This is a genomic window from Rhodococcus koreensis, from assembly GCF_017068375.1.
GTDB classification, from domain to species: domain Bacteria; phylum Actinomycetota; class Actinomycetes; order Mycobacteriales; family Mycobacteriaceae; genus Rhodococcus_F; species Rhodococcus_F koreensis.
The window spans coordinates 6,991,679-7,014,361 of record NZ_CP070609.1 but is presented as its reverse complement, the minus strand read 5'-3'; the positions used below and the strand labels follow the sequence as shown (position 1 = coordinate 7,014,361).

The following is a 22,683-nucleotide window of genomic DNA, read 5'->3' as shown; positions in this document are numbered from 1 at the left end:
CATTCGGGTGAGGGAAGACCGGGCGAACGTCAGCGGATGAGGTTGCCGAGATCGACGGGGATCTGCGCCCCGGTGATGTACTTCGCTTCGTCGGAACACACCCACGCGACGACGGCGGCGACGTCTTCCGGCTGGGTGATGGTGTAGGGCAGCGTGTTCTGGTAGATCGAGCCGAGAGTCGACGCGTACTTCGTGATGAGCGGGTGCAGATCGCGCATCTTCATGCCGGTGTCGACCCCCGCCGGGTGCACGGTGTTGACGCGGATGCGGTGCTCACCGAGTTCGTTCGCCATCGTCTTGGCCAGCCCGGTGATGCCGTGCTTGGTGGCGACGTAGTGCCCGGTGAACGGGGTGCCCTTCAACCCGGACACCGAACTGGTGAAGACGACGGCGCCGCCCTCACCCTGTTCGATCAGATACGGAACCGCCGCCTTCGCGGTGTGGAATGTTCCCGTGAGGTTGACGTCGACCGTCTCCTTCCACTGCTCGGCGGTGATCTCCCACGACAGCGCCCCCGAGCAGATGCCCGCGTTCGCGATCACGACGTCGAGGCGGCCCAGCCGGTCGATGCCGTCGGCCAGTGCCCGCGAGAGGCCGTCGAAGTCGCGCACGTCGGCGGTGGCCGCGACGATCCTCCGCCCCGTCGACTCGACCAGCCGGACCGTCTCTGCCAGGTCGTCCCGGGTGGCGCCGGGATAGGGCGTGGACGCGAATTCGGTGCAGGCGTCGATCGCGATGACGTCGGCGCCCTCGGACGCGAACCGGACGGCCTCGGCGCGGCCCTGCCCGCGGGCGGCGCCGGTGACGAAGACGACCTTGTTCTCGAAACGCTGCGGTGACATCACGTTCTGCTCCTGATCCGGGTCATCGTGGGCGGGGCACGGTCTTGTCGACGAACAGTCCCTCGACGGAGACGCACACCTGACCGTCCGCGGTCCGGATGTCGCCGGCGGTGGTGATCTTGCGGCCGTCGACCGACATCAGCTTCCCGGTCAGGGTGAGCGGTTCGAACAGCGGCGTCGGGCGGTGGTAGCGGGTGCTCAACTGCGCTGTCATGCCCGCCTTTCCACCCCACGCGTTGGCGACGCCGAGGACGTGGTCGAGCAGGAGCGCGGACACGCCGCCGTGGACGTGCCCGGGCGGCCCCTGGTACGGGATGGTCAGGGTGACGGTGCCCCGGACCGATCCGTCCGGCAGGCCCTCGAGGACCAGCGGCGGCGCGAGCGCGTTCTCGGGTCCGGTGACGGGATCGTGCCGGGTGACGCCCTCGCCGTTCCACATGTCGATCAGCCGCTCCGCGACGGCGGGCGCGTGTTCCTCTAGGTGTTCGGCGATGCTGTTCAACTCCTCCGCGACACGCTCGAGGTTGGCATTGCCGCGGTCGGTGCGCAGCAACGCGTCGACCACACGCCGGGCGGCCCCGGTCGCCCGGTCGACGGCGGAACCGTCGGGTGGCGACGTCAGCACCGTTCCCGGCGGGCTGCTCTCGAACGTGGGGTGCGTTCCGACGCTCATCCCGTCACCTCCATCGTCGCCTGGGTCAGCACCGGTTGCCCGGCCCGGTCGGGGCACGTCGCGCGGAGGGTGAGCCGGTCGCCCTCCTGCCAGACCGCAGTTTCGACGGTGTCGCCGGGGTACAGCGAGCCCGCGAACCGCACCGCGTAGTGGCGCAGTCGCGTGGGATCGCCGTCCAGCATTCCGTCGACGACGGCCTTGCACACCACACCGTACGACGCGAGCCCGTGCAGGATCGGCCTTTCGAACCCGGCCGCGGCCGCGAACTCGGGGTCCGCGTGCAGTGGGTTGAGGTCGCCGCTGAGCCGGTAGAGCAGCGCCTGCGCAGTCCCGGTGCGGGACACGAGCACCTTGTCGGGCTCCCGTTCGGGGATCGTGGCCACCGACTCGGGTCCCGGGGAGCCGCCGAACCCGCCCTCATCACGGGCCCAGATCTGCATCCCCGTGGTCCACAACGGGTTCCCGCCCGAGTCGGTGGCCGTCTGTTCGAGCACGATGACGGCGGCCTTGCCCTTGTCCCACACGTCGGCCACCCGCGAGGACACCCGGGCCCAACCCGAGGCGGGGATCGGCGCGTGCACGGTGAGCGACTGGCCGCCGTGCAGGATCGTGCGCAGGTCGATGTCGATGCCGGGCAGGCTCAGCCCGGCCTGCGGTACGCCGCCCGCCGAGATGCCCTGCCCCGCGACGAGCGCGAACGTCGGCAGCACGCGCAGGTTCTTCTCGTACACCCAGCGCAGTTCCGCCGGGTCCCGGGTGTTCTCGCCGACGCCGAGTCCGAGGTGGTAGAGCATCACGTCGCGTTCGGTCCACGACAGTTCGCGGACGGCCGGGTCCGCGGCCAGCGCCGCCTTCACGTCGATCGCCATGTCAGGCCACCGCTCCCTGTCCGGGCTCGGGGTCGCGGGGCAACCCCAGCAGCCGTTCGCCGATGATGTTGAGCTGGACGTTGGTGGTGCCACCCGCGATCGACATGCACTGCGAGTTCAGGAACATCTGCGCGTCCGACGTGCGGGGCCGGTCGCCGAGCAGGGCCCGCGGTCCCGCCCAGTCCATCGCCACCTCCCACACCTGCTGGATGTGTTCGACGCCGAGCAGTTTCGCGATCGACGACTCGGCTCCCGGTTGCCCGCCCGCGATCGAGCGCAGGGTGGTGCGCAGTGCCATCAGCCCGCCGGACTGCGCGTCGCAGAGGACCTTGCCGAGCACGGTCAACTGCTCGTCGTCGAGGCCGCCGGGCAGTTCACCGGCCAGGGTCAGCAGCGCCTCACCACCGGAACCCAGCGAGGAGTCGTGCGACAGCGACACGCGTTCGTTGGCGAGAGTGGTGCGGGCCAGCTTCCAGCCGTCGCCCGGTTCGCCCACGAGGAGTTCGTCGGGGACGAAGACGTCGTCGAGGAACACCTCGTTGAACAGGGCCTCGCCGGTGATCTCGCGCAGCGGCCGGATGTCCAGGCCCTCGCCCGCCTTCATGTCGATCAGGAAGTACGACAATCCCTTGTGTTTGGGAACCGAGGCGTCGGTGCGGGCGAGGCAGATCCCCCAGTCCGCCTCCCGGGCCATCGACGTCCACACTTTCTGCCCCTGCAGCATCCAGCCGCCGTCCACCTTCGTGGCCCTGGTGGTCAGGCCTGCGAGGTCCGATCCGGCGCCGGGTTCGGAGAACAGCTGACACCAGACGAGGTCGCCGCGCAGCGACGGCGGCACGAAACGCTGCAATTGGTTTTCGCTGCCGTGCGCGATGAGCGTGGGCACCACCCAGTTGCCGATGATCATGTCGTGCGGCTTCAGCGCGGCCGCGCGCAGTTCCTCGGCGATCACGAGTTGTTCCACGGCACCCGCTCCCCTGCCCCACGGTGCGGGCAGGTGCGGTGCGGTGTACCCCTTTTCGGCGAGGTACGTTCTGCGTTCCGTCTCGCCCAGCGACGCGGCGGACGCGAGTTCCGCGCGGACGCAGGCCCGGGTGCCCGCGGCCTCCGGCGGCAGATCGATGCCGAGCACCCGGCGGGCACCGCCCAGCGTCGCGCGGGCAACGCGCCGCCGCCAGAACGCGGTGGACCCCAGCAGGATCCGCAGCGACTGCGCCCGGCGCAGGTACAGGTGCGCGTCGTGTTCCCAGGTGTAGCCGATGCCCCCGAGCACCTGGATGCAGTCCTTGGTGACGGAGAACGCCGCGTCGGGTGCGGTGGCGCCGGCGACCGCGGCGGCGAGTGACGCCTCCGCAGTACCTGTTCCGGGATTCATCGCGCGGGCGGCATCCCACGCGCAGACGCGGGCCTGCTCCGCGAGGCCGAGCATCCGCGCCACCCGGTGCTTCACGCCCTGGAACTGGCCGATGGGACGACCGAACTGCCGACGCACCCTGGCGTAGTCGGCGGCGGTGGTCACGGCCCAGTCGGCGACGCCCGACGCCTCGGCGGCGAACAACGTCGCGGCCAGATCACGAACGCGCTGCGCATCGATCTGCAGGACATCGGCTTCGGCGATCTCGAGGCCGTTCACCGTCGCGGTCGCGTTGCGGCGCACCACGTCGTGGCTGGGCAGGTCGGTCACGTCGAGCCGGTCGCGGGCGAGCGCCACGAACACGGTGTCGTCGCCGTCCGCGGCCGCGAGCAGGAACAGGTCGCCCACCTGCCCGCCGAGGACGTACCCGGACTCGCCGTCCAGCGTCACCGCTCCGCCGTCCCGGACGAGGCGCAGCGAACCCGGCTGCAGCGCCACGGCGCCGAGGGTCGCACCGTCGGCCAGTCCGGACAGTTCGCCCGTGCGGCCGGACTCGTGCAGGACGGCGCCGAGCAGCACGGTCGGCAGGAACGGCCCGGGCAGCAGGACCCGGCCGAGTTCCTCGGTGACCACGGCCAGTTCCACCAGTCCGCAGCCCGCACCGCCCACGTCCTCCGGCAGGTGCAGTCCCAGTACACCCAGTTCCGCCAACGACTTCCAGAACAGCGGTCGCTGCTCGGTCTTGGCCTCGACGGCCTCCCGGAACACAGCCGGGGTCACGGTTCGCGTGGCCCAGCCTCGCACCGAGTCGCGGAGGTCGCGCTCTTCTTCGGTCAATCCCATTGTCATGTCGGCCTCGATCGTTCGGGGTTCAGATGCGTTCGATGATGGTTGCGGTGGACAGCGCGCCACCGGCGCACATCGTGACGAGTGCGGTGGCGGTGTCGGAGCGTTCCAGTTCGTGCAGGGCGGTGGTGATCAGCCGGGCCCCGGTGGAGCCCACCGGATGTCCGAGGGCGATGGCGCCGCCGTTGACGTTGACCTTCGACAGGTCGGCGCCGTGCACCTGCGCCCACGACAGCACAACGGACGCGAACGCCTCGTTGATCTCGACGAGATCGATGTCGTCCAGCGACATTCCGGCGCGATCGAGGACCATCCGCGTGGAATCGATCGGTCCGTCGAGGTGGTAGTAGGGGTCGGAGCCGACCATGCCGGACGCGACGATCCGCGCGCGCGGCCGCAATCCGAGTTCGCGGGCACGGTCCTCGTCCATGAGCAGAACGGCGGCGGCGCCGTCGCTGATCTGGGACGAATTGCCCGCGGTGTGGATGTGGCCGTCGATCACCGGCTTCAGTGCGGCCAGGGCGTCGGCCGTCGTCTCCCGCAGTCCGCCGTCCCGGGTGACGACCGCGGATTCGCCGGTGGGTGTGCCCGCCTTGTCCACGATGGGGGCGGTGACCGGCACGATCTCGCGGTCGAATCGTCCTTCCGCCCATGCCTGTGCGGCGCGTCGTTGCGATTCGAGGCCGAGGGCGTCGACGTCGCCACGCTCGATCCCGCGCAGGTCGGCGATCCGCTGGGCGGACGTGAACTGGTCGCCCATGTCGATCGACCAGTCGCCGGGGTACGGGTTGCCCGTTTCCGGCGTGGCGGCCTGGCCGAGGAACACCCGGCTCATCGCCTCGACACCGCACCCGATTCCGGCGGAGATCTGGCCGGACGCGATCAGACCTGCCACGACGTGCACGGCCTGCTGGGACGATCCGCAGGCGCAGTCGATCGACGTGGCCGCCGTCGTGTACGGCAAGCCGGCGTGCAGCCACGCCTGCCGGGTCACGTTGTTGGACTGCTCACCGGCCTGGGTGACGCATCCGCCGACGATCTGCCCGACGTCCTCCGGGGCGACACCGGCCCGTTCGAGGACGCCCCGCTGCGCGGCGCCGAGCAGTTCGGCCGGGTGCAGTCCGGACAGCGCTCCGCGCCGGCGCCCGATCGGTGTCCGTGCCGCGTCGACGATGACGGCGTTGCCCATGTTCCGCTCCCTTGGGGTTCTTCTGGCTCGGGTTCTTCTGGCTCGCGGACACGTCCGCGGCTCATTTTTGGAATTTATTCTATTTCTTGAAAGACAGCAATGCCCTTCGTCTTGCGAAGGACAGTTTCCGACCCTGCTCAGCAGTCAGGAATGAATTTCATTTCGGGCGCGCCGGGGAGGCGGCCCCCGCCGGGCAAGCTGTCAGCGGTGCGACAGACCGACCAGCAGCAGGTCGCACGCCTTGCGGATGTCTGATTCGGCGTCGGGAATGGTGACCCGGCCGTTGAGGCAGGACTGGATCACGCCGAACCACAACTGCACCAGCAGGCGCAACGCGGTCAGGTCTTCCTCCGTCGGGTGTTCGATCCCGGCGGCGTCCAGCATGATCTGCCGGAACGCGCGGTCGACCTTCCCCGCGTCCGGCACGGACGCCACGTTGGCGGTGCTCGTGGACTGGATCATCGCCGTGGAGAGCGCGGGTCTGCGCAGCAGACCGCGGGTGGCCCGGACGAGCACGTTGTACACCGCGTCCTGCGGCGATTCCCCGGGCGGCGCACTCTTCTTGAAACCGGCACCCATCCGGTCGATCTGGTCGACCATCACCGCGACGAACAGGTGCGTCTTCGACGGAAAGTACCGGTACAGCGTCCCGATCGCGACACCGGCGCGTTTGGCCACCTCGTGCATCTGGACGCGGGCGAGTTCCTTCTCGGTCGCCAGTTCGACGGCGGCCTCGAGCATGCGGACGTGGCGGGCCCGCTGTTCCTCCGAACTCGGTTCGGCAGCGTCCCGCACTTCGGCGATTCTCGGCACCCTCGATCCCCCTTCACTCCGCACACAGCCCCGGATCCGGTGTCGATTCTCGCACTGGATCGGCAAAGCTTCGAATTTCGTCCGGTGAGTGGGACCGCACGTGCCGCACGCCGCCCGGATGCGATTGCGTGAACCCCACGACTGGACCGTCAGTCACCACAGACCATCAACGGAGGAAACGACGATGCAGGACTGGACAACCGAGTGCGACGTGCTGGTGGTCGGTTCGGGGGGCGGCGCCCTGACCGGCGCGTACACGGCCGCTTCGCAGGGTTTGCGCACCCTCGTCCTCGAGAAGACCCCACTGTTCGGCGGCACGTCCGCGTACTCGGGCGCCGCGGTGTGGCTGCCGGGCACCGCCGTGCAGGAGCGTGCCGGGATCGGCGACTCCACGGACAAGGCGCGCACGTACCTGCGCGCGGTGGTGGGAGACGAGGAGATCGACCGCCAGGAGGCGTACGTCACCACCGCCCCCGAGGTCGTCGAACTTCTCGAACGCGATCCCCACATCGAGTTCGAGTGGCGCGCATTCCCCGACTACTACAAGGCACCCGGCCGCATGGACTACGGTCGCGCGATCAACCCGCTCGATCTGCCGGGCGACGAGGTCGGGGAACTTCGTGAGGTCATCCGGCCGGAGGCCGACGTCGATCGGGCCGGCGAACCGCATCCCGAGGGAACGCTGAACGGGGGTCGTGCCCTGATCGGCCGTCTCCTCATGGCCCTGTACGGCACCGGGCACGCGGAACTGCGCACCGAGACCGCGGCCCGCGCGCTGATCGTCGAGGACGGCCGGGTGGTCGGCGCCCTGGCGACGGATGCGGCCGGTGAGACGATCCGCATCCGGGCGACCCGCGGCGTGCTGCTCGCGGCGGGCGGCATCGAGGGCAGCGCGGCCCTGCGCACCGAGAACGGAACGCCCGGCCGGGCCGAGTGGAGCATGGGACCGCGCGGCGCCAACACCGGTGACCTCCTGCAGGCGGCGGTGGAGGTCGGCGCGGACACCGCGCTGCTCGACGAGGCGTGGTGGTGCCCCGGCGTCGAACTTCCGGACGGCTCCGGCGCTTTCATGGTGGGTGTGCGCGGCGGGATTCTGGTCGACACGTCCGGAGAGCGGTACCTCAACGAGTCGCTGCCGTACGACCAGTTCGGCCGCGCGATGATCGAACACGGCGGCGCCGGGTCCTACCTCGTCTTCGACTCGAAGGAGGGCGGGCCCGTGTTGCCTGCCATCTCCATTCCGCAGATCTCCGCCGAGAAGCACCACGCGGCGGGCACCTGGGTGTCGGCCGACACGATCGAGGAACTCGCGGAGAAGATCGGCGTCCCCGCGGACGCTCTGCGCCGCACCGTCGAACAGTTCAACGACTTCGCCAAGCACGGCGTCGACGAGGCGTTCCACCGGGGAGAGGATCCGTACGACAACTTCTTCTGCCCGCCCGGCACGGGTGCGGACGCCCCGCCCAACCCGGCGCTGAGCCCGGTGTCGCAGGGCCCGTTCCATGCGGCCCGCATCGTGCTCAGCGACCTCGGCACCAAGGGCGGCGTCCGGACCGACGCCGACGCCCGCGTCCTGCGCGCCGACGGCTCCCCCATCGACGGACTGTATGCGGCGGGCAACACCAGCGCATCGCTCAGCGGCCGGTTCTACCCGGGCCCCGGCGTGCCGCTCGGCACCGCAATGGTGTTCTCCTACCGGGCAGTTCAGCACATGCGGAGCTGATTACACGAGGTTGTCCTCCACCGGGAGCCCGAACGCACCCCTGCCGAACAAGGCGAGGGCGCGTTCGGGCTCGTTGGCCACGTGCGCACTGCCCGCGTGGGCGTCGCGCCACGACCGTTCGATCGCGTTGCCGCGGAACAGCGAACTCCCGCCGGCGGTCTTGAACAGCAGGTCGATCGCCTCGAGAGCCCGCTCGGTGGCGCGGACCTGATCGCGGCGCACCCGCAGGCGCAGACCCATGGGGAGTTCCTCACCGGCCTCGGCCAACTCCCACAGTTCCCGCACGTTGCGATCCATCTGCAGGATTGCGGCATCGATCTCGGACGCCGCCCGGGCGACCGCGACCTGGGCGAACTGGTCGTCGACGAATCTGCCGCCACCGAGGCTGAGTCGCACCCGTTCCCGCATGACCGTCAGATAGCGCTCGTAACATCCCGCGACGATGCCGACCCCGGGCGCCGCGACGGCGGTGGTGAAGAGCGTGGCGAACGGCAGCCGGTACAGGGGTCCCCGGTTCACCTTCTGCCCGGGACCGCGCAGTTGCGCCGTCTCGTAGTTCCTCTTGATCCGGTAGTCGGGAACGAACACGTCCCGGGCGCTGATCTCGTTGCTTGCGGTGCCCCGCATCCCCACCACGTCCCACACGTCGTGGATGCGGTAGTCCGACCGCGGCACCAGTGCGGTCATGAAATCGACCGGGCGACCCTCGGTTCCGACGAGCATCGCGCCGAGCAGCGCCCACGACGCGTGCTCGCAGCCCGAGGAGAAGCCCCAGTCCCCCGTCAACCGGTATCCGCCCTCGACCGGGACGAGCCGCCCCACGGGCGCGTAGGCGGACGACACGAGCACCGAATCGTCGTGGCCCCACACGTCGCGTTGTGCCCGGTCGTCGAACAGGGCCAGGTGCCACGGGTGCACACCGAGCACGGACGCCAGCCAGCCCGTCGAGCCGCACACCCCCGACACGGCGCGCACCACCTCGTAGAAATGCACCGGATCGCTCTCGGTGCCGCCGTACCGCCGGGGCTGCAGCATCTTGAACAATCCGGTGTCGCCGAGTTCACGGATCACCTGCTCGGACACCCGCCGCGACTCGTCGACCTTGTCCGCGTACTCCGCGATCGTCGGCAGCAGCCCGCGGACCGATCTGAGGACCTCGTTCGTCATCTGTCGGAGGGTAGGGCGATCGCACCCGCGCGTGGATATGCGTCTCGCTCAACGGGAAACGCCGCCGTCCGCGCGGTCCCGTCCAGTGGGACCACGCGATGCGGGCCGTCGACGCTCACTTAGCGTGCAGGGCACCGCACAAGCCCAGGAGAGGACGGGACGCATCGTGACCACCCAACAGTCCGAGACAGTCGAGGTACGCGAGATCGACGCCGGCGCAGCGCCCACCCGATTCGCCCGTGGATGGCACTGCATCGGATTGTCCGAGGCATTCCGGGACGGCAAGCCGCACTCCGTCGAGGCGTTCGGCACCACACTCGTCGTCTTCGCCGACAGTGCCGGCGACCTCGCCGTGCTCGACGGCTACTGCCGGCACATGGGCGGCGATCTGAGCCAGGGCACCGTCAAGGGCGACGAGGTGGCGTGCCCGTTCCACGACTGGCGGTGGGGAAGCAACGGCCGGTGCAAGAAGATTCCGTACGCGCGCCGGGTGCCGCCGCTCGCGCGAACCCGGTCGTGGCACGCGCTGGACCAGGACGGGATGCTGTTCGTGTGGAACGATCCGGAAGGCAATCCGCCGCCCGCGGACGTCACGATTCCCCGCATCGACGGCGCCCTCGACGACGAGTGGACGGACTGGGTCTGGTACCGCACCACCGTCGACACGAACTGCCGCGAGGTGGTCGACAACATCGTCGACATGGCGCACTTCTTCTACGTGCACTTCTCGTTCCCCACCTACTTCAAGAACGTCTTCGAGGGCCACGTCGCCAGCCAGTTCATGCGCGGGCAGGCCCGTGAGGACATGCGCCCGCACGCGTCGGGTCAGCCGAAGATGGTCGGAAGCCGATCGGACGCCACCTATTTCGGACCGTCGTTCATGGTCGACGACCTGACGTACCAGTACGAGACGCACGACGTCGACTCCGTGCTGATCAACTGCCACTACCCCGTCAGCGCCGACAAGTTCGTGCTGCAGTACGGCATCATCGTCAAGAAGTCCAAGGAACTCGACGGCGACGCGGCCACCGCGATGGCGAAGAATTTCGGCACGTTCATCGCGAAGGGTTTCGAGCAGGACATCGAGATCTGGAAGAACAAGACCCGCATCGAGAATCCGCTGCTGTGTGAGGAGGACGGTCCGGTCTACCAGCTGCGACGGTGGTACGAGCAGTTCTACGTCGACGTCGCCGCGGTGACGCCGCAGATGACCGAGCGGTTCGAGTTCGAACTCGACACCACCCGGCCCGTGGAATCGTGGAAGCGGGAAGTGGAAGAAAACCTCGCACGAAAGGCGCGCGAAGCCGATGCAGCCGCTGCAGTGCACTGAGTGCGGCGCGCGGGTCCTCGTCCAGAAGAACAGCTGGGAGCACACATCCATTCAGTGGGACGACGCGGCCCGCTCCCGGTGCCGTGAGATCGGCGGCTCCGGACCGGGACGCCCCGGCGCTCCCCGGGAAGGGTGCGCGGCGCTGACCGCGTCGATCACCCGGGCCGCGCAGGCGGGTGCCGTGCCGGTGCGCGATCCCGACCCCGTACCGACTCCCGTCGTCGTTCACTGACACCATTCCCGAAGGGACACATCATGATCGACATCGATCACTACGGACCGTGGGCCGTGATCGCAGGCGGCTCCGAGGGTGTCGGCGCGAGCTTCGCCGAGGAACTCGGCCGAGCGGGGATCAACCTCGTGCTGATCGCCCGCAAGCCCGGCCCCCTCGAGGAGACCGCCGCCAAGGTCCGCGCGCACGGCGTCCTGGTACGCACCCTCGCGCTCGATCTCCTCGACCCGGACGCCCTCGACCGGATCCGCACGGCCACCGACGACGTCGAGGTCGGGTTGCTGATCTTCAACGCCGGAGCCAACAGTTACGGGCACGAGTTCGTCAGCGGAGACCTCGCCGGCTTCCAGCGCGTCATCGACCTGAACATCACCTCTCAACTGCACCTGTCGCAGCATTTCGGCACGAGGATGAAGGACCGCGGTCGGGGCGGGATCGTGCTGGTCGGTTCGCTGGCCGGCTATCTGGGGTCGGAAGATCAGAGCATCTACGCCGCGTCGAAGGCGTTCGGCCGGATCTTCGCGGAAAGCCTCTGGCTCGAACTGGCGCCGTTCGGGGTTCACGTGGTCGAACTCGTTCTCGGCGTCACCCGCACGCCGGCGATGGTCCGGGCAGGCCTGAACTTCGATCTGCCGGGGATGAAGGTCGCCGAGCCCGAAGACGTGGCCCGGGAGGGTCTCACGCACCTGGCCGACGGGCCGGTCTGGGTGGCGGGCGGCAACTACGACGCGGCGCAGAAGCGCAGCGGGTTCCCCCGCGACGCACTCGTGCGCGGCGCGGCCGAGGGCATGCGGAAACTTCTGGGGCGCCGGTAGTCCGTGGGCGGTCAGAGGGTGGTGACGAGTCCGCCGTCGATCACGAAATCGGATCCCGTCACGTTGTCCGCCCGGTCGCTCGCGAGGAACACGACGAGATCCGCCACCTCGTCCGGGCGGGTGAACCGGCCCGTGACCGCCTGTTTGGCGACACTCTCCGCCACCGCCTCCGGTTCGCCGCCCGCGGCGCGCGCCACCGTGGCGGCAACCCCGTCGTCACCGAGCCACAGGGCGGTCGACACGGGACCGGGGCTGACAGTGTTCACCCGAATTCCCAAAGGTCCCACCTCTTTCGACAGAGCTTTCGAGAAGTTGGTGAGCGCGGCCTTGGACGCGCAGTAGTCGATGACGGTGGGATCGGGCAGGAAACTGTTGACCGAACTCGTGGTCACGATGCTCCCCCGGCCCGCGGCGATCATCGCGGGCAGCGCGGCCCGGATCGTCCGCACCGCCGACATCAGGTTGAGATTCATCGTCGTGATCCAGTCTTCGTCGGTCACGTCGAGGAAGCCCGTCAGTCTCGGGTGGGCGGCGCCGACGTTGTTGACGACGACGCCGAGACTGCCACGGGCAGCGGCGGCGGCAACGAGTTCGCCCGGGCCGGTGGGGGTCGACAGGTCGACGCTCACCGCCTCCACGTTTCCACTGCGGACGAGTTCTTCCAGTTCCGGGCCGGGCGAACGCGCCCCCGCCACCACGAAGGCACCTTCCGCGGCGAGTGCCCGGGTGATGGCGAGCCCGATACCCTTGCTGGCTCCGGTGACCACGGCGACGGTGCCGCGCAATGCGAGATCCATGGGGTTCCTCCTGACGACGGCGGACCGTGCACGGACGAGCGGAATGTCCCCCTCCGCTCACGCTAGCCGAAATGATGCCGACCGCGCTGCGGGCGAGTAATCTCAGCGACGAAGGGCCAGGCCACGGCGTCGTCCGTCGTACGACACTGCTTCTCGTCGTACGACAGAGGTTGGCGCACAGCCCCCTTCGCCCCTGACCACTGTGTTCCGTCCTGACCCGGGAGACGAGTGATGCGACTTCTTCGACTTCGAACCGCCGTCGCCGCGTGCGCGATCGCCGCGGCCGGTACGCTCACCGTCGGGGCCGGACCGGCCGTCGCCCAGGATCTGCCGACGGTGGTGCTGGTCCACGGCGCGTTCGCCGACACGACCAGCTGGGACGCGGTGGCCGCGGACCTGCGTGGTCGCGGGTACGAAGTCGTCGTCCCGGACAACCCGCTGCGCGGACCGGCGTACGATTCCGCCGCCATCGAGAAGGTGCTCGCGGACATCCCGGGACCGGTGGTGCTCGTCGGTCACTCGTACGGCGGCGCCGTCATCACCAATGTGCACTCGCCGAACGTCGAGGCGCTCGTCTACGTGGCGGCATTCGCCCCGGCGCAGGGCGAGCCGGTGATGCTGAACCTCGACCCCATCCGCTTTCCCGGCAGCCAGCTGCTCCCGCCCGTGCTGCAGGTGAAGGTCGTCGAGAACGATCCCACCGGGATAGCGGGCAGGAACGTCGACGGCTACATCAACCCGGCCGACTTCCATCGGGTGTTCGCGCCGGACGTGTCCGACGCGACGGCCGCCGACATGCTCGCGCACCAGCGGTCGGCCGCGCTGGTGGCGAACCTCGAACCCAGCGGTGCGCCGTCGTGGGCGTCGACTCCCAGCTGGGCCATGGTCGCTCAGAACGATCAGGTGATTCCGGCGGCGTCCGAGCGGTTCATGGCCACCCGGGCGGGGGCGCAGATCACGGAGATTCCCGCGTCGCACGCCGTCCTGGTATCCCAGCCCGTCGCTGTCGCCGACCTCGTGGTGCAGGCAGACCAGGCGACGCCGTAACTGCACAGCCGTGAACGCGCCCGAAGAATCGGCATCGAACGGCAGGAGCCTCGCCCACCGCGTCCAGAAGATGGTCGGCCGCGATCCGGACGAGGAACACCGTGCGGCAACGCCGTTGGAGCTGCTGTTCGACCTGACGTTCGTCGTCGCGTTCGGTGTCGCGGGCAATCAATTCGCCCACCTCCTCGCCGAAGGACACGTCGGCGCCGGGCTGGCGGGTTTCTCGTTCGCGATGTTCTCGACCATCTGGGCCTGGATCAACTTCTCCTGGTTCGCCTCGGCCTACGACACCGACGACTGGATCTACCGCGTCACCACCATGATCCAGATGATCGGCGTCATCGTGATGGCGCTCGGCATGCCGCAGATGTTCGCGTCCATCGACCGCGGAGTCGAACTCGACAACACCGTCATGGTGTCCGGGTACATCGTCATGCGCGTCGCCATGGTGTTCCAGTGGTTGCGCGCGGCCAGGCACGACCCCGACCACCGCTCGGCGTCGCTGACGTACGCCGCGGCGCTCGTTTTCGCACAGATCGGCTGGGTGACGCTGGCGATCGCACCCCTCACCGTCGAGTACGCGTTCGGCCTCGGCGCCGTCCTCATCCTCGTCGAGATGAGCAGCCCCGTCATCGCCGAACGGTACAAGGGCGGAACACCCTGGCACGCACACCACATCGTCGAGCGTCACGGCCTGCTCGTGATCATCACGCTCGGCGAGGGTGTGATCGGCACGGTGGCCTCACTGTCCGCCGTCGTCGAACACCAGGGGTGGTCGCTCGATGCGATACTCGTCGCCGTCGCGGGCATCGGACTCACGTTCGGCCTGTGGTGGGTGTACTACACCCTGCCGTCGGCCGAGGTGCTCGCGGTGTATCGCCGCCGCTCGTTCGTCTGGGGGTACAGCCACATCGTGATCTTCGCCGCGCTGGCCGCCGTGGGGGCCGGGTTGCACGTGGCGGCGTACTACATCGAACACGCCTCCCACATCGGCGCGACGGCGACGGTGCTCGCCGTCGCCGTCCCCGTCGCGATCTACCTCGCGGCCGTGTACCTGCTGTACACGTATCTGCTGCGGGTTCCCGACCCGTTCCACGTCCTACTCCTCGTCCTGACCGCGGCGACGATCGCGCTCGCCCTCGTGCTGGCGGCGCAGGGCGTGTCGATGGCGTGGTGCCTGATCGTGGTGATGCTGGCCCCGGTCGTCACCGTCGTCGGATACGAGTTGCTCGGGCACGCCCACGAGGCCCGGGCACTCGAGATCGCACTCGACGGCGCGGACGCCGCCGAGGACTAGGACCAGGGAGCGAACGCTACGACCAGGGCGTTTCCGGCCGCGGCCGGGCCACACCGTCGACGATCAGATCGAGCCGCTCGTCGAAGAACGCCACGAGTCCCCGGACTTCCGACGCGTCGACGAGGGGCTCGTCATATCGCCACGCGATGTCGTGGAGCACTCCGCCGGCGGTGACCGCGGACCGGTAGGCGGCCTTGCCCTTGTAGGCGCAGTACGTCGTCGTCGCACTCGGTTGCAGTTCCGCGACGACGTCTTCGGGCGGCAGGTAGTAGCGCACCGGAAGCAGTGTTTCGAACAGCATTTTCGCCCGCCGAGTGTCGGCGAGGAGGGTGTCGCCCAGCATCACCCGGATGTGGCGGGACGTGCGGCGAACATCGATGCGCTGGAACGGGTCGTGCGGATGGCCGACGATCTCGTCGTCCTCCTCCAGCCAGCGGTCGAAGCCGTCGAAGTCGAGAACCACGTAGCTGGACAGTTCGTCGTCGCCGGGCCGGAACCCCAGGGCGTACCGTGCTCCGTCGATGCGGATCGCGACGGGCTCGCCCTCCGCACTGTGCACCGAGAACGGTATCCGCGGATCGAGCACCGGCATCGTCGTCACGTCCGGCAGCGCGAAGCCGACGTCGCCGTCGGCCTGCACCGAACCCGGTGGCTCCGGCGACAACTCCGCGGCGATATCCTCCGCCGGCACCGCGTAGGTGGGAACGACGCGCCGCGGTTCCCAGACGAGGACCGCACGGTCACTGTCGACCACCGTGGTCCCGTTCAGCTCGGCACGGATCCGCTTCGCCGTCGGCTCGTAGCGAAGCTCGCGTAGCTGATGTCCGACGGTGTCGCGCAGTCGCAGGCCCATGAGTTCGAGACTAGGCCTCTTACCGGGCCAGGCCGAGGGACGCGATGAGGTCCTCGTGGAACTCGAACCAGACGCGGTGGCAGGAGTCGCGGTCGGTCGCGGTGATCCAGCCCGGATCCGTGCTCGACCGCCCGACGGCGTCGGCAAACCGCTGCTGGTAGCCGGCGAATCGGTCCGTGCCCGCAACCAGGCGCGTCTCGAAATCGGCCAGGGCGTCCGCCGCGATTCCCAGGCGGGTGGTGGTCTCGTCGAGGGTCACGATGGCCTCGCCGATACCCAGCTCGGCCAACTGCCAGGCGGTGCACGCGTCCGCGACGGCGACGTTGTGCGGCAGGAACTCCCGGTGGACCTGCACCACCACGGCACGGATCCCGCACCGGTCGAGGTCGGCGGCGAGCAGTCTTTCGCCGTGCGCCTTCCCGAGATCGGTCAGGGACCAGCCGCTGTCCTCGGCGAAGGGGGTGCGGGTGACCCACCCACGGGCCTGGGCATCGAGCAGGTGCTCGACGGTCGTCTCGACAGACAGGTCGAAACGGGCGGCGATGCGCGCGGTCTCGGCGTAGCCCAGGATCCGCACGGCGTGCAACACCAGAATGTCCGTCGGAGTGCGGTGCGGCATCAGATCCCCCCGGCGTTCGGAACAGCGACGTGCCCGTGCGTGCCGTCCACGCGGACCAGCAGGCCGTCGGTCAGGGTGGTCATGGCCATCGGCGCGGCCAGGACGGCAGGGATGCCGAACTCACGGGCCACAATCGCGGCGTGCGCCAGCACACCGCCGGTCTCGGTGACCACCGCGCACGCGAGGGCCAGCAGCGGGGTCCACGCCGGCGCGGTCGTTCGGCAGACCAGGACGTCGCCCGAGCGGAAACGGACGAAGTCGTCCAGGCCGCCGATGATCCGCGCAGGGCCGACGGCGGTTCCCGGGCTGGCTGCGACGCCCGTCAGCAGAGTGTCACCGTATCGCTCCGACGCGTCCGGCAGGGGGAGAATCGGCACAGCTCATGCCTCCGCGTCGCGGTCGCCGGCTCTGGCAAGGACCCGGTTCAGGCGCTGCTGGGCGGCCTGAGCCGTCCCCAGGCCGAGCGCCTCCGCGATCTGCGGCCAGGTCAGCCCACTGCTGCGGGCGGCGAACAGCAGACCGGCCTCGATCTGGTCGAGCTCGACCCGCGCCGAAGACAGCAGCCGCAGCCCTGCCGCGACCACAGCCGGGTCCGTGCCCTGCGCATCCCGGCCGGCCCACGCCGCGAACCTGACGAGGTCGGTGTCCGACCGCGGCTGCCCGGGATGCTCCCACGGACGCCGCTCGAGCCTCGCGGCACCGGCCTGGTTCAGCGTCGAGCGTGCCGAATCAAGCTCTGCCGCGTGTGTCTGGTCGTCGGTGGTCACCCGACCACTTCACGCCATCAACAGTCTGTTGTCAACAGACTGTTGATGGTCGTGTCGTCCGGTGAGGTCCCGGCACCCTCAGCGGGCGAGGATCCCGGCGACGAAATCCTGCGCGTCCTGCTGCGACGCCCCGATCGTCCCGCGATGGTCCGCACCCTCGTACGTCCGATACGTGAGTTCGTTCCCGTTGTCCTGCAACGTCTTCACCATCAGATCCGTCGACGGTTTGCTCACCACCAGGTCACCGGAACTCTGCGCGACCAGCGTCGGGACCTGCACGTGAACCCTCGACGGCTCCTGGCGGCCCAGGTACTCCGTCAGCGGCCCCAGGTCGGCGTCGGGGCGGAAGACCTGACCCGCAGGCACGGGCGGCACCTTCCGGATGTCGTCGATGCACCCGGTCCGCGCCGCCGTCAGCAGCGGTTGCGCCTGCTCCGTCAACAGCGCCGACGGGTCGATCGCGGGATCGGCGGCCTGCGCGCCGAGGAGGATCAGCGGGAGGAACGCCTCGGCCGCTTCGATACCCGGCACACCCGAGCGGAAGTACTGCGGCGTCTGGTCGAGCCCGTTGCCCGGGGCGATCGCCACCGCACCGCCGAGATGCAGTTCCGGGGCACGCTCCCCGGCCTGCGCGGCGGTGAACAGCGCCGCCTGCCCACCCTGGCTGTGCCCGATCACGAACCACGTCGAGCCGACCGCCGGATCCACGTCGCGGGCGGCGCGGACGATGTCCACGACGGCGTTCGCCTCCGTGTCACCGTTGATGTACGGATGGATTCCCGGCGTGCCCAGACCCTGGTAGTCCGTGCTCACCACCGCGTACCCCTTCGCCACCCAGTCGTCGAGGGACGCATTCACCCCGGAGAGATAACTGTGGGCGGGGCCGCCCGCGAAATCCGCGGACGGGGCGCAGGCGTCCGCGACGCCCGTGGTGCCGTGCGCCCAGCTGATCACCGGATACCCACCCTCGGGCGCCGGCGTGCGGGGAATCGACACGGTGCCCGACACCACGACGGGGTCGCCGTTGCCGTCCTGCGACGCGTAGGTGATCACCTCGTTCCGTCCGGCGCTCGGCAGCGCGGGACCATCGTCCACGGAGCGGGCCGACAGGAGTTGACCCGGCCGGGGCGACGTGTCGGTGACCGTCTCGGATGCCGCACTGGAACAGGCACTTCCGCCGAGGAGGACGAGTGCGGCCACCGCGCCGATGCGGGCGCGCGAGACCGTCATGAGAACGCCGCCAGCGGCTCGGAACCCGACCAGTCGTGGCCCCAGTAACTGTCCGCGGTGATCTCCTCGGCGGTGTAGTGCGCCTCGTCGACGAGCATGCCCTCCGTGCCGAATTCGAGGTCCCAGCCGCCGGGGGCGCGCACGTAGAACGACACCATGCGGTCGTTGGTGTGACGGCCGAGGGTCGACGAGATGGAGAAGCCGAGCTTGCCGAGCCGGTCGAGTGCCTGGCCGACGGCGTCGAGGGAGTCGACCTCCGTCATCAGGTGCACCATCCCGGGTTCGCCGCTGTGCGGCGCGGGGCACAACGCGAGGCTGTGATGGCGCTGGTTGACGCCCATGAACCGCACCCGCCGGGCCGGTCCCGGGGCGTCGGCCGGTCCGAGCCGGATCGCGCCGCGGGGCAGGAACCCCAGCACCTCGGTGTAGAACGTGTAGGCCTCCTCGAACGCCGGCGTCGGGAGGACCACGTGGCCCAGCCCCTGTGCGCCGGTGACGAAGCGGCCCCCGTGCGGGGTGACGACGGGACTGTGGTCGAGCACGGGCCCGAAGAACACCTCCACCCGGGTGCCGGACGGATCGTCGAACGCGATCACCTGCTCGGCGTCGCGGTAGCGCGACTCCTCCTCGGACAGGACGTCGACCGTGACGCCCGACTTCTCCACCTGCTCCCGCACTCGCTGGAGGGCGAACTGGTCGCGCACCTCCCAGCCCACGGCGAGCGCCTTGTCCGTGTCGCCGGGCAGGACGATCAGCCGCGACCGTCGCTCGTCGACGCGCAGGTACAGGCCGCCGGGCTCGGGGCCGGAACCGACGGCCATGCCCAGCCCGTCCACCACCAGCTCCCGCCAGCGTGGCACGTCCTTCGTCTGGATCCGCAGGTAGCCGAGCCCTCGGATGTCGGTCATGTGAAGTCCTTTCCTGGAGGCGGCTCCGCCACCCGTGCGCCTTTCTGGTAGCTGGAACGACCAAAAAGGCGCACGGGCGCGAAGCGCCTAAATCATGGAGCGGTGGATGCCCTGGGGTTCGCCGCCGAGCTGGGTGAGGGCCGAGGAGTGGAAGATCGAGCCCGGCACGTGGATGGCGTGGGACAGGCCGGCGTGGGCGTCCCGCCAGAAACGCTGCATGGGCGTCTTCAGTTGGAGCGCACCGCCGCCGGAGCGCGCGAAGATCTCGTCGACGGCGCGCACCGCCCGCCAGGCGGCGGCCGTCTGGGTGCGCCGACCGATGGAGCGGAGTTCGAACGAGATGTCCTGCCCCTTCTCGGTCATGTCCCAGAACCGGTCGACCGTCTCCAGGATCGCCGCGCGGGACGCCGCGATCTCCGCGGCCGCCTCGCCGATCGCGAACAGCACGTAGGGGTCGTCCTTGATCGGGGTCCCGGAGACGGTGACGCGTTCGCGTTGCGCGTTCAGGTGGCAGGCCAGCGCGCCCTCGGCGATGCCGATGAGCGAGGACGTGATGCCGAGCGGGAAGATGCACGAGAACGGGAAGTTGTAGAGCGTCTGGGTGCGGCCGAACTCCTTCGGCGCGGAACCGTCGAAGACCTTGTCGGCCTGCAGTGTCCGGTGCTGCGGGATGAATGCGTCCTCGACGATCAGGTCCTTGGATCCGGTGCCGCGCAGTCCGACGACGTTCCAGCTGTCCTGGTCGATGTCGTAGTCCGAGCGTGGCAGCAGCACGTGCAGGATCTTGGGTGGCATCACCCGGTTGCCGTCCCGGTCACCGACGGCGGCGCCGATCATGACCCACCCGCAGTGGTCGGTGCCCGAGGAGAACGACCACCGTCCGTTGAGGACGTAGCCGCCGTCGACGGGCACGGCCACCCCCATCGGGGCGTACGGCGACGCCATCCACATGTCGGAGTCCTCGCCCCACACCTCGTCCTGCGCGGTGCGGTCGAAGAACGCCAGTTCCCACGGGTGGACGCCGACGATGCCGCTGACCCAGCCCGCGGCTCCGTCGATGGCGCCGATGCCCATCGCGGTCTCCGCGAACTCGCGCGGATGCGATTCGTAGCCGCCGTATTCCTTGGGTTGCAGCATCCGCATCACCCCGGAGTCGCGCAACCGTTTCGCGGACGTGTCCGACAGGCGCATCAGCTTGTCGCCCTCGGTGCCTTCCGCGCGGATCTCGTCCGCGTACTGTTCGATCCTGTCAAGAACCTGGCCCATGATGATCTCGGCTTTCTGGTGTCGGTACCCGGCGGAACGCCTAGGCGGACTTCTTCTCGGCGACTGCAGGTTCCGCGGACTGCCGGTCCGCGAGGCCGAGGGCGATTTCGATCAGCTGGTCTTCCTGACCGCCGACCAGCTCGCGCCTGCCGGCCTCGATGAGGATTTCCGCACCGGACACGCCGTACCGGCGGGCGTGGGAGTCGGCGTGCTTGAGGAAGCTGGAGTACACGCCCGCGTAACCCATGGTCAGCGACAGCCGGTCGAGCAGGCAGTCGCCGTCCATGATCGGCCGGACGACGTCCTCGGCGGCGTCGATGATCTTCAGAGTGTCGATGCCGGTGCGGATTCCGAGTTTCTCGGTGACGGCGGCGAACGCCTCGACCGGGGTATTGCCCGCGCCGGCGCCGAAGCGCCGGGTGGAGCCGTCGATCTGCAAGGCGCCCGCCTCGACGGCGAGCACCGAGTTGGCGACACCGAGGCCGAGGTTCTCGTGGCCGTGGAATCCAACCTGTGCGTCGTCGCCGAGTTCGGCCACCAGGGCGGACACTCGGTCGCTGACGGCGTTCAGGATCAGCGCCCCGGCCGAGTCCACCACGTAGACGCACTGGCAGCCGGCATCCGCCATGATCCGCGCCTGCTGCGCGAGAACCTCCGGCGGCCGGCTGTGAGACATCATCAAGAACCCGACCGTCTCCAGCCCGAGTTCGCGGGCGAGCCCGAAGTGCTGCACGGAGATGTCGGCTTCGGTGCAGTGCGTGGCGATGCGGCAGATGCTCGCGCCGTTGTCCGCGGCCTCCCGGATGTCGGACTGGACACCCAGTCCGGGGAGCATGAGGAACGCGATCCTGGCCCGCGTTGCCGTCTCCACCGCGGCCTTGATCAGTTCCTGTTCCGGGGTGTGGCTGAATCCGTAGTTGAACGAGGAACCGCCGAGTCCGTCGCCGTGGGTGACCTCGATGACCGGAACGCCGGCGGCGTCGAGCGCCCCGACGATGGAGCGGACGTGGTCGACGGTGAACTGGTGTCGCTTGGCGTGGGAGCCGTCGCGCAGCGACGAGTCCGTCACCCGGATGTCGAGATCGGCACTGTAAGGCATCGGTATTCCTTCGAAGAGTGAATGTGGGGCGGACGCGCTCAGACGCTGGCGCCGAGGATCTGCGTCGCGAAGCTCTCGCCGACCTTGGTGGCGGCGGCGGTCATGATGTCGAGGTTGCCGGAATAGGGCGGCAGGAAGTCGCCGGCGCCTTCGACCTCGAGGAAGATGCCGACGCGGGCGAGTCCTCCGCTGATCGGCGTCGGGTCGTCGAATTGCGGTTCGGCGCGCAGACGGTAGCCGGGGACGTACGCCTGCACGGACGCCGCGACGTCGTGGATGGACGCGGTGATGGCGCCGCGGTCGGCGTCGGCGGGGATGGAGCAGAACACGGTGTCCTTCATGAACATCGGCGGCTCGGCCGGGTTCAGGATGATGATCGCCTTACCCTTCTTCGCCCCGCCGATCGTCTCGATGCCCCGGCTCGTGGTGATCGTGAACTCGTCGATGTTCGCGCGGGTACCCGGGCCCGCGGACGGCGAGGCCACGCTGGCGACGATCTCGGCGTACGCGACGTCGGTGATCCGGGAGACGGCATGGACCATGGGGATGGTCGCCTGGCCGCCGCACGTGATGAGGTTGACGTTCGGTGCGGTGCGGTGCTCGCCCATGTTCACGGCGGGCACGACCGCGGGTCCGAGCGCGGCCGGGGTGAGGTCGACCGCCTGGATGCCGAGTTCCCGGTAGCGGGGCGCGTTCGCCCGGTGCACGTAGGCCGAGGTGGCCTCGAAGACGATGTCGGGGCGCTCGTCCTGGGCGAGTAGCCAGTCGACGCCCTCGGCGCTGGCGATCACACCCCGGTCCGCGGCGCGCTTCAGTCCCTCGCTGTCGGGGTCGACGCCGATCATCCAGCGGGGCTCGATGATCTCCGAGCGGAGGAGTTTGTACATCAGGTCGGTGCCGATGTTGCCGGATCCGACGATCGCGGCGAAAGCCTTGGTCACAATTGT

At 69.3% G+C, this 22,683-nt stretch carries 23 protein-coding genes; 6 read left to right on the top strand and 17 right to left on the bottom strand.

Annotation, left to right across the window (positions count from 1 at the left end):
• Positions 1 to 29 precede the first annotated feature (29 nt).
• The 6 genes from JWS14_RS31830 to JWS14_RS31805 all read right to left on the bottom strand — a co-directional run bounded on the left by JWS14_RS31830 (position 30) and on the right by JWS14_RS31805 (position 6,586).
• Positions 30 to 842 carry a mycofactocin-coupled SDR family oxidoreductase gene (locus JWS14_RS31830; RefSeq protein ID WP_206016234.1) on the bottom strand — a complete coding sequence of 271 codons (813 nt, stop codon included), beginning with the start codon at positions 840 to 842 and terminating at the stop codon, positions 30 to 32.
• 22 nt (positions 843 to 864) lie between these two features.
• Positions 865 to 1,515, bottom strand: a complete 651-nt coding sequence (locus tag JWS14_RS31825) for a PaaI family thioesterase (protein ID WP_206015057.1) — start codon at positions 1,513 to 1,515, stop codon at positions 865 to 867.
• Entirely contained in the window at positions 1,512 to 2,384 is an 873-nt protein-coding gene (locus JWS14_RS31820) for a MaoC/PaaZ C-terminal domain-containing protein (protein WP_206015056.1), read from the bottom strand. The genes JWS14_RS31825 and JWS14_RS31820 overlap by 4 nt, the downstream gene beginning before the upstream one ends.
• Before the next feature lies 1 nt (position 2,385).
• Positions 2,386 to 4,587 carry an acyl-CoA dehydrogenase family protein gene (locus tag JWS14_RS31815; protein ID WP_206015055.1) on the bottom strand — a complete coding sequence of 734 codons (2,202 nt, stop codon included), beginning with the start codon at positions 4,585 to 4,587 and terminating at the stop codon, positions 2,386 to 2,388.
• Between the two features lie 22 nt (positions 4,588 to 4,609).
• Positions 4,610 to 5,773, bottom strand: a complete 1,164-nt coding sequence (locus tag JWS14_RS31810; RefSeq protein ID WP_072940805.1) for a steroid 3-ketoacyl-CoA thiolase — start codon at positions 5,771 to 5,773, stop codon at positions 4,610 to 4,612.
• A gap of 201 nt (positions 5,774 to 5,974) precedes the next feature.
• Positions 5,975 to 6,586 carry a TetR/AcrR family transcriptional regulator gene (locus tag JWS14_RS31805; protein WP_072940808.1) on the bottom strand — a complete coding sequence of 204 codons (612 nt, stop codon included), beginning with the start codon at positions 6,584 to 6,586 and terminating at the stop codon, positions 5,975 to 5,977.
• 184 nt (positions 6,587 to 6,770) lie between these two features.
• Here JWS14_RS31805 and JWS14_RS31800 point away from each other — a divergent pair, with 184 nt between their 5' ends.
• Positions 6,771 to 8,309, top strand: coding sequence for an FAD-dependent oxidoreductase (locus JWS14_RS31800; protein WP_206015054.1), 1,539 nt, complete (start codon positions 6,771 to 6,773; stop codon positions 8,307 to 8,309).
• Here JWS14_RS31800 and hsaA read toward each other — a convergent pair whose 3' ends face one another.
• Positions 8,310 to 9,476 carry a 3-hydroxy-9,10-secoandrosta-1,3,5(10)-triene-9,17-dione monooxygenase oxygenase subunit gene (gene hsaA / locus JWS14_RS31795; RefSeq protein WP_206015053.1) on the bottom strand — a complete coding sequence of 389 codons (1,167 nt, stop codon included), beginning with the start codon at positions 9,474 to 9,476 and terminating at the stop codon, positions 8,310 to 8,312.
• Positions 9,477 to 9,642: 166 nt separating this feature from the next.
• Here hsaA and JWS14_RS31790 point away from each other — a divergent pair, with 166 nt between their 5' ends.
• Genes JWS14_RS31790 through JWS14_RS31780 form a run of 3 tightly spaced genes read left to right on the top strand, consistent with a single transcriptional unit; the run spans position 9,643 to position 11,853 of the window.
• On the top strand, positions 9,643 to 10,806 hold the full coding sequence (locus JWS14_RS31790) for a 3-ketosteroid-9-alpha-monooxygenase, oxygenase component (protein WP_095861416.1): 1,164 nt from the start codon (positions 9,643 to 9,645) through the stop codon (positions 10,804 to 10,806).
• Positions 10,784 to 11,038 carry a hypothetical protein gene (locus JWS14_RS31785; protein ID WP_072940814.1) on the top strand — a complete coding sequence of 85 codons (255 nt, stop codon included), beginning with the start codon at positions 10,784 to 10,786 and terminating at the stop codon, positions 11,036 to 11,038. The genes JWS14_RS31790 and JWS14_RS31785 overlap by 23 nt, the downstream gene beginning before the upstream one ends.
• Positions 11,039 to 11,061: 23 nt before the next feature.
• Positions 11,062 to 11,853: an SDR family NAD(P)-dependent oxidoreductase gene (locus tag JWS14_RS31780; RefSeq protein ID WP_095861144.1), complete on the top strand. Its 792-nt coding sequence runs from the start codon at positions 11,062 to 11,064 to the stop codon at positions 11,851 to 11,853.
• Between the two features lie 11 nt (positions 11,854 to 11,864).
• Here the strand turns inward: JWS14_RS31780 and JWS14_RS31775 are convergent, their stop codons facing one another.
• The gene (locus JWS14_RS31775) at positions 11,865 to 12,650 is read right to left on the bottom strand and encodes an SDR family NAD(P)-dependent oxidoreductase (RefSeq protein ID WP_206015052.1); all 786 of its coding nucleotides are present in this window, start codon (positions 12,648 to 12,650) and stop codon (positions 11,865 to 11,867) included.
• Between the two features lie 231 nt (positions 12,651 to 12,881).
• On the opposite strand from JWS14_RS31775, the gene JWS14_RS31770 reads away from it, so the two are divergent.
• Together JWS14_RS31770 and JWS14_RS31765 are read left to right on the top strand one after the other, a co-directional pair.
• Positions 12,882 to 13,697, top strand: coding sequence for an alpha/beta fold hydrolase (locus JWS14_RS31770; RefSeq protein ID WP_206015051.1), 816 nt, complete (start codon positions 12,882 to 12,884; stop codon positions 13,695 to 13,697).
• Between the two features lie 70 nt (positions 13,698 to 13,767).
• Positions 13,768 to 14,994, top strand: a complete 1,227-nt coding sequence (locus tag JWS14_RS31765; RefSeq protein WP_206016233.1) for a low temperature requirement protein A — start codon at positions 13,768 to 13,770, stop codon at positions 14,992 to 14,994.
• A gap of 16 nt (positions 14,995 to 15,010) precedes the next feature.
• Here the strand turns inward: JWS14_RS31765 and JWS14_RS31760 are convergent, their stop codons facing one another.
• The 9 genes from JWS14_RS31760 to JWS14_RS31720 all read right to left on the bottom strand — a co-directional run bounded on the left by JWS14_RS31760 (position 15,011) and on the right by JWS14_RS31720 (position 22,680).
• The gene (locus tag JWS14_RS31760; protein ID WP_072940825.1) at positions 15,011 to 15,847 is read right to left on the bottom strand and encodes a DUF427 domain-containing protein; all 837 of its coding nucleotides are present in this window, start codon (positions 15,845 to 15,847) and stop codon (positions 15,011 to 15,013) included.
• Positions 15,848 to 15,866: 19 nt separating this feature from the next.
• Positions 15,867 to 16,466, bottom strand: a complete 600-nt coding sequence (locus JWS14_RS31755) for a helix-turn-helix domain-containing protein (protein ID WP_072940827.1) — start codon at positions 16,464 to 16,466, stop codon at positions 15,867 to 15,869.
• On the bottom strand, positions 16,466 to 16,843 hold the full coding sequence (locus JWS14_RS31750; RefSeq protein ID WP_179377543.1) for a PEP-utilizing enzyme: 378 nt from the start codon (positions 16,841 to 16,843) through the stop codon (positions 16,466 to 16,468). The genes JWS14_RS31755 and JWS14_RS31750 overlap by 1 nt, the downstream gene beginning before the upstream one ends.
• 3 nt (positions 16,844 to 16,846) lie before the next feature.
• Entirely contained in the window at positions 16,847 to 17,233 is a 387-nt protein-coding gene (locus tag JWS14_RS31745) for a hypothetical protein (RefSeq protein ID WP_206015050.1), read from the bottom strand.
• Positions 17,234 to 17,311: 78 nt separating this feature from the next.
• Positions 17,312 to 18,463 carry an alpha/beta hydrolase family protein gene (locus tag JWS14_RS31740; protein WP_206015049.1) on the bottom strand — a complete coding sequence of 384 codons (1,152 nt, stop codon included), beginning with the start codon at positions 18,461 to 18,463 and terminating at the stop codon, positions 17,312 to 17,314.
• Positions 18,460 to 19,371: a biphenyl-2,3-diol 1,2-dioxygenase gene (gene bphC, locus JWS14_RS31735; RefSeq protein ID WP_206015048.1), complete on the bottom strand. Its 912-nt coding sequence runs from the start codon at positions 19,369 to 19,371 to the stop codon at positions 18,460 to 18,462. Before bphC ends, JWS14_RS31740 begins: the two co-directional genes overlap by 4 nt.
• A gap of 87 nt (positions 19,372 to 19,458) precedes the next feature.
• Positions 19,459 to 20,637 (bottom strand): acyl-CoA dehydrogenase family protein, encoded by a 1,179-nt coding sequence (locus JWS14_RS31730; protein WP_206015047.1) that lies wholly within the window; start codon positions 20,635 to 20,637, stop codon positions 19,459 to 19,461.
• A 40-nt stretch (positions 20,638 to 20,677) separates the two neighbouring features.
• The gene (gene dmpG / locus JWS14_RS31725) at positions 20,678 to 21,736 is read right to left on the bottom strand and encodes a 4-hydroxy-2-oxovalerate aldolase (protein WP_072940841.1); all 1,059 of its coding nucleotides are present in this window, start codon (positions 21,734 to 21,736) and stop codon (positions 20,678 to 20,680) included.
• 38 nt (positions 21,737 to 21,774) lie between these two features.
• Positions 21,775 to 22,680, bottom strand: coding sequence for an acetaldehyde dehydrogenase (acetylating) (locus JWS14_RS31720; protein WP_206016232.1), 906 nt, complete (start codon positions 22,678 to 22,680; stop codon positions 21,775 to 21,777).
• Positions 22,681 to 22,683: the final 3 nt, after the last annotated feature.